An 11,402-nucleotide genomic window follows, 5' to 3' on the forward strand; every position below is an offset into this window, starting at 1 on the left:
GAAATATTATTATTGTGGGGAGATAACGTACTGAACGTCCCCGGGGTCAGACGGTCGGACTCCGAACACAGCCGAGTCCGGGGACGGCAGTCCGTCGGGGAGTCCATCGACTGCACATTCACTACCAAACCATGAAACGAACACGACGAGACGTACTGCGCAACGCATCGAAACTATCCGCTGTCCTGGCGAGCGTCGGCGTCGGCGCTACCGCCAGCGTCACGGCTCGAGAGTATCCCGAATGGGATTCAGAGACAGTGTATACGGGGGGTGATCGGGTCGTCTACGACGGCTCGGTCTGGGAAGCGAACTGGTGGACTCAGGGGGACGAACCCGACACCGGGCCGGGCCCCTGGGAAGAACTCGAAGAGGACGATAACGACAACGAGAACGACAACGACGCTGATAACGGGGAGTATCCGCCGTGGGATGCAGACACCGTCTACACCGGCGACGATCGAGTCGAACACGATGGCTACGTCTGGGAGGCCCAGTGGTGGACTCAGGGCGACGAACCCGGCGAATCCGAGTGGGGTCCATGGGAAGAGATCGACGTGTACGACCCCGGACCGAGTGCTTCGTTCACCGTCAGCGATCCGAGTCCGGAACCCGGAACGGAGATCACGCTCGATGCATCCGGTTCCGAGGGGGAAATCGACTCGTACGCGTGGAACCTCGGTGATGGTACCGAAACGACCGGTGAAGTCGTTACCCACGGCTACGACGAGGAGGGCGACTATCGGATCGAACTCACCGTCGAAGACGACGACGGCGAGACCGACAGCACCGGAACGACCGTCTACGTGGGAGATGTCGAGCCACCGACGCCGGACGGCGTCTACACGCCGTACCAGGGGACCTGGTACGACATCGTCGACGGCACCCTCGAGAGAGACGCCGATCGAATTATCATGTCGTTCATCGGTGACGCCACCAGAGACGGCGAGATCACGCCCGGTTGGTTGGCGAACTGTAACGTCGGGTCCTGCGAACAGGAGCCACTCGACGACTACGCCGATGAGATCCAGACGCTCCAGGACGACGGTATCGAGGTCGGCCTCTCGATCGGCGGTTGGGAGAGTCCCGTCGTCGCTCGCGATGCGGACGATCCGGAGGAGTTGAAGGACGCCTACGCTGATCTCCTCGATGCGTTCGACGCCACGCACCTCGACATCGACGACGAGAACGCCACCGATTCGGATCGACCGGACGATCTCCACGAGATCCGAAACGAGGCCCTCGCGTTGCTCAAAGACGAACGGCCCGAGATCACCGTTGGCTTTACAGTGGCAGCTACTCCGGATGGAATCGTCGATTGGGGTCACTCTCCTGGGAAGGTCTTCATCGAGGACGCCGTCGAGAAGGGCCTCGAACTCGACTACGTCCAGCCCATGACGATGCACTACGACAGCGAGCCCGAGAACTTCGAGACGATCACCTCGGCGCTCGAGGGAACGGTGGAGTTCCTCGAAGAGGTGTATCCCGAACGGTCCGAAGACGAGCTGTGGGGGATGGTCGGCGTGACGCCGTATCTCGGTGAAATCACAACCGATATCGCGAGCGATCTCGTCGATTTCGCCAACGAAAGGGGCATGTACAGCATCGCGCCGTGGGTGCTTGGCGAAGACGACGGCGGCGAGTTCTCGGCCGTCTTCTCCGAGTTCGAGAGTAGCGACAGCTGACCTCTCGAGGCCGCTTCGCCCGGAGAACGGTGATCAATCACGTCGTTTCATTTTTCGGTTCGAGTTTCGAACGACGACCACTCGATACGATCATCCGCCCGCTCGAACAACCAGACCGATCAGCCGCGATCGATCGGATGTTCCAGTCGGATCCGACTCCGAAGTGAGTAATACGTTCGCAGAACCCATAATTATTTAATATTATAATTCATAAGTTCATGTGTAGTCGAATCGAGAACGGTGCCGAATTCGAGCGAGTGTCGGTTCGATTCGACCACACACGAAACGCGGAACAACGATCGTAAATCGAGCGAATATCCATGAAACGAACACGTCGAAACGTACTGCGCGATGCATCGAAGCTGTCTGCACTACTGGCCGGTCTTGGCGCGGCTGGGGCCGCCAAAGCTGATTCCGACGAGTATCCCGAATGGGATTCAGAGACAGTGTATACGGGGGATGACCGGGTCGTCTACGACGGCTCGGTCTGGGAAGCCAGCTGGTGGACTCAGGGGGACGAACCCGGCGAAAGTGAGTGGGGTCCCTGGGAGGAAGTCGACGACAGCGGCGATCCGGACCCCGAACCACCCGACGGTCCGACGGCGACTGTTTCCACGGATCCGTTGTCGCCGGAACCCGGCGACGAGGTCGAGTTCGACGCGGCTGACTCGGACGGCGAGATCGAGGATTACGGGTGGGAGTTCGGAGATGGCGAGACGGCGACCGGCGAGAACGTCACTCACGCGTACGGAGAGGAGGGAGAGTACACGGTCGAACTCACCGTCATCGACGACGGTGGTCAGACTGACAGCGAGACGGTTACGGTTTCGGTCGAACCCGAAGATGAATCTCCGCCCGTCGATCCGGGGGAGATTCCGGATCAGGTGTTCGCGCCCTATCACCATCTGACGACTGATCCCGAGACGACACCGGTCGAGTGGTCCGGCCCTGCCGGGACGGACTACTTCCATCTGGCGTTCATTCTCGGAACCGGCGACGGAACGCCGGCCTGGGACGGTGACGTCGATCACGTCGTCGGTGAAAGCCAGTTCGACGACGAAATCCGCGAGCTTCAAGACCAGGGCGGACAGGCGATCATCTCCTTTGGAGGTGCAGTCGGCAACTATCTCGCGTCGGATTACGACGACCCGACCGAACTTGCCGATACGCTCGAGTTCATCGTCGACGAGTACGACTGTCCGTATCTCGACATCGACGACGAAGCCCCAGATATGGACGTCGTCGACCTGCGAAACGAGGCGATCGCGATCTTACAGGACCGACGTCCAGATGTCCACGTCGGCTACACCGTTCGGACGCGCGTCGACGGCGTCGCAGACACCGAAATCATCACGAACGCGATCGATAACGGCGTCGACGTCGGCTACGTCAATCTGATGACGATGAACTGGGGCTGGGTGCGAACCAGTGCGGAAAACTGCATCGAGTGTGCCGAAGGCACGCACGACCAGCTCCAGGAGTGGCTACCGGAGAAATCCGACGAGGAGTTGTACACGATGATCGGTATCACGCCGATGATCGGCGTCCAGAACTCCGGCGGTCCGTTCTACCCCGAGGACGCTGCCGAGGTCAGGTCCTACGCCGAGGACCACGATCTTGGACTCCTCTCGTTCTGGTCGATCGAACGTGACAACCCTGGTGACGGACTCGACGCCGAACACAGCGGTATCGAGCAGGACCCTTTCGATTTCTCGGAGAACGTCAGTCCGTTTACCGCCGAGTAACACCACTCACCTTCGATTTTATGATTACTCGAGAGATTATGTGTAATTTCGGGAAAGATACCGCCGTTCTCTAACCGGTGAAGCTAGTTCACCAACCTTTGCCACACGAACGTATTCGATTGGCGTCCCGAAAAAGCCGATTCGGAGCGAACGGGGTGAAGTACAAGTCCGTCCGTCTACTGATCCATCCACAGCGTCTCGATGCGTTCCTCGACGAAATCGAAGACGAGACGACACACGTCGCGATGGTCGTCCGGCCACCGAGCGTTCTCCGCGTCGGGACGACTGGCGTCCGGCGGCGGATGGAAGTGGTCTCGTGAGTTGTGATCGTTCGGATGTCGATCCCATCGACATTGCCACACACTGTCTCGACGCTCCTCTCGATAGTGAATATTGAGATCGTCGTTGCGGTACCAGCGGATCTCAAAGCGGACGGACGCGTCACGCGGATAGTACTCGCTGGAGAGCTCGACACGGAGTGACAGCTTTCTTTCCTCGGCGATCTCTACCGACTCGAACATCCGACACCCGACGAACCGGGAACGCATCCGCTCCAACACCGACCGATCGATTGGCGCGGGACTCGCGCCGTCGTTCACCGGTACCATCGTTAGTGCGACGGAGCTGTAGAGCCGGTAGCCTTCTGCCGGGCGCGCTCGTGCAGGCGGCGCTCTTCGATGGCAGTAGCCCAATCGCCGAGATCCACGTACACGTCGTCAACCTGTGTCGCGTCGAATTCGAGGACGTCGACGTCGGCGGGCGAATCAGCACCGTACTCATCACGGTACCGTTCGATCCTCTCGGTGAACTCCGATACGCGGGCCTGCAATTCCTCGACGGCGTGCTCCCGCGCAAGCTCGTTTACCCGCCGCCACTCGAAGTAATCGTCGTTACGCTCGTATCTAGCCGGCCGACCCTCGTGGTGGATGACGATGCCGAGGTCGGCATAAAAGGACAGGTGTGTCCGAGCCGACTCTTCCGAGCAGTCCGCCCGTTCGGCGATTTCTGCGGCCGTCATCGGCTCTCGAGCGTGCAACACCGCACCGTAGACGCGTTGCTTCGTGTCCTCGTTTTCGAATGGGCTATCGAACGGGGGCGGGCCGTCGCGGCGGGCTTCGTCTGCCATACGTCTATCTACGAGCTTGGAACACATATTTCTTCCTCCAACCAAGATATATTGTTCAGCTTCTCGGCCATTCCGTCTTTTGATCTTCCTTTCAAGACAGAATCTGGGTATGACTTCCGTGCTGACACCGATTGCTAAGATCGGTAATGACATCCTCGTCGGCGTAAACGCCGCGGTTTCCACGCGCTTGGCGTCGGACGGGCCGACACCAACGGTGGCAATATCCCCTTTCCAGGTACTCCGGTTTGCACGCGAGTCGTCAGTCCCTCGCGGGAGTGGTGTGCTTGGAGTTGTTATACTGCGTGGACCACCGGTTGAAAAACAGTGAACTACCCTACCCTAATCGCTCACGGCTGACGCCGTTCGCTCCTTGAGGAAGGGGACTTAGCGCCTCAATTCAGCTAAAAATAGCGTTGACATTTTCGCACATCTTCTAAGACATCGCTCACTTGCATATTAAATATTTCCTGTATGTACAGATTTATTACGATAGGATATAAGACATTCGGTAGCGCTTCACAAGAAGTGCGACGGTACGGGGCGGGTATCCACGCATCCGGTTATGCTTTCTCGTACCAAACCTCACCACCATGAAAGAAACCAGACGCAACGTTCTGTGGAAGGCATCGGCGCTGTCCGCGATCGGACTCGGTGCGACCGTCACCGGCGCGACAACAGACGACTGTAGCGACTACCCCGACTGGGACGCGGACGACACCTACACCGACGGTGACCGGGTTGTCTTCGAGGGGAACCTCTACGAGGCGGAGTGGTGGGTTCAGGGGACTGAACCCGACGATGACGAGGGTGTTTGGACGGCGGTCGGCCCCTGCGAGGGCAACGGGGCAGGTCCGCAGGCATCGTTCGAAGTCAGTCCTGCGGTTCCGGAGCCCGGCGACGAGGTTGAGTTCGATGCGGATGATTCGGCGGGTGATATCGAGGACTACGAGTGGGAGTTCGGAGATGGCGGGACGGCAACCGGCGAGAACGTCACTCACGCGTTCGACGACGACGGAGAGTACGAAGTCGAACTCACTGTCACCGACGACGACGATGAAACTGATAGTGCTACCGACGAACTTTCGGTCGTCGATCGGGACGCCGGTGCCGCGGACAAGCGCGTCGTCTCGTACTACATGCAGTGGGCCCAGTACGAACGCGATTACTATCCCGAAGACATCCCCTACGACGACATCACTCACCTCCAGTACGCGTTCATGCGTCCAGAGGAGGACGGCTCGATCGAGATCGTCGGTGACGACCACGAGGCGCGCCTGCTGTTTCCCGACGAAGCGGGCTACGGTCACGAGGACTCGTTCGAGGGAATCGTCGACGAGCACGAAGACGTCGTCTTCCTGATCTCCATCGGTGGGTGGGGTGATTCGGAGTACTTCTCCGACGCCGCACACACCCAAGAGAACCGCGAACGGTTCGCCTCCGACGCGGTCGAGATCCTCCGGGAGACCGGTTTCGACGGTATCGACGTCGACTGGGAGTATCCGGGCTTCGAGGGCGAGGAGGGCAACGTCGTCCGACCCGACGAAGACCACGAGAATTACGCTCTCTTGCTCGAGGAGTGTCGCAAACAACTCGACGAAGCCGAGGACGAAGACGACAAACGCTACTGGCTCACCGCGGCCCACTCGGCTAACACCGAGCACAACGAGGACTTCGATCACGAGGCGCTCCGGGATCACCTCGATTTCGTTTCGCTCATGACGTTCGACTACCACGGCGGCTTCTCCGAGTACACGGCTCACCATTCGCCGTTGCATCGGAACGAAGACGATCCACACGACTACGCCGACGACTGGTACACCTCGTACGCGATGGAGTGGTGGGTCGATCAGGGATGGGATTCCGAGAATCTCAACATGGCCGTTCCGTTCTACGGCCGGAGTTTCGCCGGGATCGACCCGCCCGAGGACGACTTCGGAACGGGCGAGGACGACGGCCTCTTCCAGGAGTTCGAGGACACCGGCGACGGCTCGTTCCCCGATCCCGATCCGGACGGTGGCTCGAGCGTCAGCGGAATCTATGAGTACTGGGATCTCGCCGGCGAGATCCGCGGGGACGGCGAAAGTCAGGTCGACCTGAGCGAAGAGGGCTGGGAGACCGCGATCGACGAGGAGGCGGTGACCGCCTGGAGCTACAACCCCGACGAGACCGTTCCCTCCTCGCCCGGCGAAGGCTGGGGCGAGAACGAGGGACTGATGATCTCCCACGAGACGACCGAGACCGTCGAGCAGAAGATGGAGTGGATCACGGACAACGACTACGGCGGCACGATGCTGTGGGCGCTGTCGCACGACACGCCCGACCACGAACTGCTGAGCGCGATCTCCGAGACGTTGCTGGACTGATCAACAGAGTGAACGACTAAACGAGCGATACACGAGACTGCGAAATACGAGACACCCATGAAACAGACACGCCGAACGCTGCTTCGAAACGCATCGAAACTATCAATCGTACTGGGAGGCCTCGGCGTCGCTGGCGCGACCGTCACCGCCGAAGAGTATCCCGAGTGGAATCCCGACGAGACGTACACCGAAGGCGACCGCGTCGTCCACGAGGGATCCGTCTGGGAAGCCCAGTGGTGGACTCAGGGCGACGAACCCGGGGAAAGCGACTGGGGCCCCTGGGAGGAAGTCGAAACGCACGATCCGGGGCCGAGCGCCTCGTTCTCCGTCAGCGACTCGAGTCCCGACCCCGGCGACGACGTCGAGTTCGACGCGAGCGAGTCGGCGGGCAATCTCGAGAGTTACGGATGGGAGTTCGACGACGGCGAGACGGCGACCGGCGAGGCCGTCACCCACTCGTTCGACGACGACGGAGAGCACGAGGTCGAACTCACCGTCGAAGACGTCGACGGCGAAAGCGATAGCACGGGGTCGACCGTCTACGTCGGCGACGTCGAGCCGCCGGACGCCGACGGCGTTTACTCGCCGTACCAGGGCACCTGGTACGACATCGTCGACGGTACCCTCGAGCGGGACACCGACCGAGTCATCATGTCGTTCATCGGCGACGGAACACGGGACGACGAAATTTCGCCAGCCTGGCTCGCGGACTGTCAGAACCACGAGTGTGGCGAGGAGTCACTCGACACCTACGCCGGCGAGATTCAGACGCTCCAGGACGAGGGAATCGAGGTCGGACTGACGATCGGCGGCTGGGAGAGTCCCGTCCTCGCTCGCGACGCGGACGATCCGGAGGAGCTGAAGGACGCGTATATCGATCTGCTCGACACGTTCGACGCCACCCACCTCGATATTGACGACGAAAACGCGGAGGATCCAGATCGACCGGACGGCCTCCACGAAATCCGCAACGAGGCGCTCGCGTTGCTCAAAGACGAACGGCCCGAGGTCACCGTCGGGTTCACCGTCTCGGCCAGTCCGGACGGGCTCGCCGACTCCGGACACTCTCCCGGGAAGGTGTTCATCGAGGACGCCGTCGAGAAAGGCCTCGAGTTGGACTACGTGCAAGCGATGGCGATGCATTTCGAAGACGAACCCGAGAACTTCGAGACGATCACCTCGGCGCTCGAGAGCGCGGTCGACTTCCTCGAAGAGGTGTATCCCGAACGGTCCGAAGACGAGCTGTGGGGGATGGTCGGCGTGACGCCGTACGTCGGTGAGATTACGACGAACGACGCCAGTGACCTCGTCGACTTCGCCGCCGAGAAAGGAATGTACAGCATCGCGCCGTGGGTGCTTGGCGAAGACGACGGCGGCGAGTTCTCGGCCGTCTTCTCCGAGTTCGAAAGCGGCGACTAGCCCGGGTTTCGAACCGTCGATTTTTGAAGCTCGGAGAGCGACGATGGTACTTGATACCGAGACTTGTATTACCCGAGGCCGAAACACCGTTAATACCGTTTTTAGCCACCCTTAGAAAATACTTCGATTATCAAAGTAATTGCATTCGATCGAGTATCGGTCTCGGAAAAGCGATCGCTGTTATTCACTCGAGCGTCGCGAGGCGACGGCGACGACGAACCAGGCGGCGTGGGGGAGCCACTGTTCGGCCCACCGCCAGCGATGAGCGTGATCGTCTCCGACTCCGTCGGGGAGGAAGGCGATATCGGATTCGTCGGTCACGCCGGCGGTGATTCCGTTGGAGATTCCACCGGGGACGTTCCGAAACCGCTCGTGGTAGTGCGGCGGATTCCGTCCGGTTCCCTCCACCATCGACGTATCGAAGGGGTTCAACCCGAGTATCCAGTCCAGCTGGGCCCCGGCGAAATGGTGGAGTTCGTCGCTACTGGATTCGAACTCGTCGCCTAACGCGCGAACCGATCTCGAGGCGGCCGCCGCGAGCGAGGCGATGCGGGCGTTTTCGCCTTGCCACCAGTAGCCGGTCTCGTTCTCGTGGGGGAAGAAAAACGCTCCCCGCGGCTGGGGCTCGTCGGCCGCTTTCACGTATGCGCGGGCGTAGCCGAACGGATTGGATACGCCGGTCGTGATCTCGAGTTCGAACGCCCAGTAGGCCGCCAGTGCGTCCGCGATATCGTCTCGCAGGATCCCGTCGTCGGGTGACGAATCGGACTCGCCGAGCACCTCGAGGAATCGACAGAGCGAAAGCGCCGGCAGTCCCTCCTCGGCGGCGTGAAAGAACGGTCGCTCGTCGTCGTCGGCACGCCACCAGCCCGCGTATCGGCTGTCACCGGTCTGGCGCGAGAGCAACGATCGTGCCCGGTCGCTCGCGGCATCGTAAAACCGTCGCTCGCCGGTCGCGCCGTAGAGTTCCGTCGCCGCCAACAGCGCACAGTAGTCGTCGATGACGTTCTCGGTTCCGTCGTCGAGATAGGCCTCGTTGCGTTTCTCGAGGTGATCGAACGCGTCGATCGCTCTCGAGCGGTACGTCTCGAGATCGAACGCCGCTGCCTCCGCTGCCTCCGACGATTCGTCGAGTCGACTCGCCCGTGCGAGGGCCGCGACCGAGACGCCGCCACCCTGTCGGTAGCCGGCCCGATAGTCCGCGGTTTTCGTTCCGTCCTCGCCCTCGTAGGCGCAGATCTCCCGCCGATCGGTTTCTTTCGACCACTGATCGAAGACGGTGTGGTAGAAGTACCCCTCGTCGTCGCACATTCGGACGAGAAAGTCCGCGCCGTGGAGACTCTCCTCGAGCAGTCGCTCCTCGAACAGTGCGCCGAGCGAGCGCTCGCCGGCGTACAGCTGGTCGACGGCGTCGAGCAGTCCCCAGACGACGATCGGCGTCTGCTGGGGATTGACGTAGTTCGCGTAGCTGAGGTGACTGAGATATTTGCTCGTATCACCCGATGCGTCGTACCAGCCGCCGTGGACGTCGACGGTGTCGCTTCGGTCGCCAACGAACGGAACCGTCCGGTCGGCCCGGTCGTACCGTCCGGACGCGCGTTGGGTCTTGAAATAGTAGATGACGTCGGAGAGAACGCGCTCTTCGAGGACGTTCTCGCGGATTTCGAACGCGTGCGACCGCGAACGGGTTCGGCTTTGGGTTTCGTCCGATCCGATTTCACCGTTTTCGCCGGTCTCTACGGCCACGGCGTACGAGCCCGGCTTCGAGAGCGCCGTGAACTCGAGCGACCAGAACACCCAGTCCTGCCAGTTATCGACGGTGTCGTGGCGGATTACCTCGGGTTCGGCCACGACGGCGTTCGATTCCACATCCACGATGCTGACGGGTCCGGGTACTTCGTCGGGCGTGGCCCGGAGAATCGCGCGTTTTCGGTCGTCCGGATCGTATCCGGCCTGATTGACGAGAACGTTCATATGCGTGAGTCGGACGGGATAGTCGTCGATCGTTACTCCGCGGGTAGCTCGTCGAGATACGCGTTCCAGACTGCTTCCGGATCCTCACAGGCGATGTCCGAGATCGACCGGCAAGCGTCGTACCCCCACATGAACACGCTGTCGACGCCGCCGTCGATCGCCGCCCGCGTCGCCTTCCGGACGTCCTCGACCGTCTCCGGATCGTCGTCGAGCCGGAAGCCCTGAATCCAGATCTGGCTCCCGATGTCGTGCTCTTCGGCCAGCGAGACGACGGTATCGGTGAAATAGGAGATGAACGCCGGGCTCTCCTCGTCGAAGACGTCCCAGTACGGATCGGTGACGAGCACGTCCAGGTGGTCGTTCGCGGCGAGTCGCTCCCAGTCGCTGAGACCGTGGTCTGAGTCCTCGCTCGGGAGCAGACAGACCGCGTTCTCGAGGCCCTTTTCGGCGGTGAGTTCCATCATCTCGTCGAGAAACGAGAGCAACGACGCTTCGCGGAACTCGTCGATTCGGTCGGTTCGGGTCGCCGGCATCTGCTCGTCGTACTCCTGTTCGTACAGCTCCTGACAGCTCTCACAGCGACAGGTCCAGGCCCCCTCGGGAACCTCGTGGTCGAACCAGTCGGGGATGTACCAGTGAGGCTCGTCCCAGAAGAGGACGTCGGCACCGACGTCCGCCGCGTCTGCGACCCAGCCACGCATGTATTCGTTGAAACCGGGATCGTTGAAACAGGCCGTCGGAACCCGATCACCGGTCGAAAGTACCTGACAGCTCTCGGGATTCTTTCCGATAAACTCAGACAGCGCCTCGCCCCCGAACACCCGTCCGATCGACCACGGATTCATGTAGACCCGAAAACCACGGTCGTGACTCGCCGCGACGATGTCCGACATCGACTCCGCGTAGTACTGTCGGTCACGCTCACTGAAGGTGTGGAGCACGGCGTTCAGTCCGTTCTCGCGAAATCGGTCGAGGTCCCGCTCTGCGTGATCGACATCTCGCACGCTAAAATAACTCGTTCCTTTTTCGAGCATCGAGTACACGATTCGATGCAAGATATTTCACTCTTTGGATCAGTAACGCCGTCACTCGA

8 protein-coding genes are annotated in these 11,402 nt (G+C 60.8%); 4 read left to right on the plus strand and 4 right to left on the minus strand.

Annotated elements, in window-relative coordinates:
• Positions 1-131 precede the first annotated feature (131 nt).
• Positions 132-1,682, plus strand: a complete 1,551-nt coding sequence (locus EA462_RS15940) for a PKD domain-containing protein (RefSeq protein WP_124179572.1) — start codon at positions 132-134, stop codon at positions 1,680-1,682.
• A 320-nt stretch (positions 1,683-2,002) separates the two neighbouring features.
• Entirely contained in the window at positions 2,003-3,427 is a 1,425-nt protein-coding gene (locus EA462_RS15945; protein WP_124179573.1) for a PKD domain-containing protein, read from the plus strand.
• Between the two features lie 176 nt (positions 3,428-3,603).
• Here EA462_RS15945 and EA462_RS17820 read toward each other — a convergent pair whose 3' ends face one another.
• On the minus strand, positions 3,604-3,948 hold the full coding sequence (locus tag EA462_RS17820; RefSeq protein ID WP_341538911.1) for a hypothetical protein: 345 nt from the start codon (positions 3,946-3,948) through the stop codon (positions 3,604-3,606).
• A gap of 89 nt (positions 3,949-4,037) precedes the next feature.
• Positions 4,038-4,553, minus strand: coding sequence for a DUF7342 family protein (locus EA462_RS15955; RefSeq protein ID WP_124179575.1), 516 nt, complete (start codon positions 4,551-4,553; stop codon positions 4,038-4,040).
• Positions 4,554-5,143: 590 nt separating this feature from the next.
• Here EA462_RS15955 and EA462_RS15960 point away from each other — a divergent pair.
• Complete coding sequence (locus tag EA462_RS15960) at positions 5,144-6,916, plus strand: glycosyl hydrolase family 18 protein (protein ID WP_124179576.1); 1,773 nt, start codon at positions 5,144-5,146, stop codon at positions 6,914-6,916.
• A 57-nt stretch (positions 6,917-6,973) separates the two neighbouring features.
• The gene (locus EA462_RS15965; RefSeq protein ID WP_124179577.1) at positions 6,974-8,335 is read left to right on the plus strand and encodes a PKD domain-containing protein; all 1,362 of its coding nucleotides are present in this window, start codon (positions 6,974-6,976) and stop codon (positions 8,333-8,335) included.
• A 180-nt stretch (positions 8,336-8,515) separates the two neighbouring features.
• Here EA462_RS15965 and EA462_RS15970 read toward each other — a convergent pair whose 3' ends face one another.
• Both EA462_RS15970 and EA462_RS15975 read right to left on the minus strand, forming a co-directional pair.
• Positions 8,516-10,309 carry a glycoside hydrolase family 9 protein gene (locus EA462_RS15970; RefSeq protein WP_124179578.1) on the minus strand — a complete coding sequence of 598 codons (1,794 nt, stop codon included), beginning with the start codon at positions 10,307-10,309 and terminating at the stop codon, positions 8,516-8,518.
• 32 nt (positions 10,310-10,341) lie between these two features.
• Positions 10,342-11,343: a hypothetical protein gene (locus EA462_RS15975; RefSeq protein ID WP_124179579.1), complete on the minus strand. Its 1,002-nt coding sequence runs from the start codon at positions 11,341-11,343 to the stop codon at positions 10,342-10,344.
• Between the last annotated feature and the right edge of the window lie 59 nt (positions 11,344-11,402).

The organism is Natrarchaeobius halalkaliphilus, from assembly GCF_003841485.1.
Classification (GTDB): Archaea; Halobacteriota; Halobacteria; order Halobacteriales; family Natrialbaceae; genus Natrarchaeobius; species Natrarchaeobius halalkaliphilus.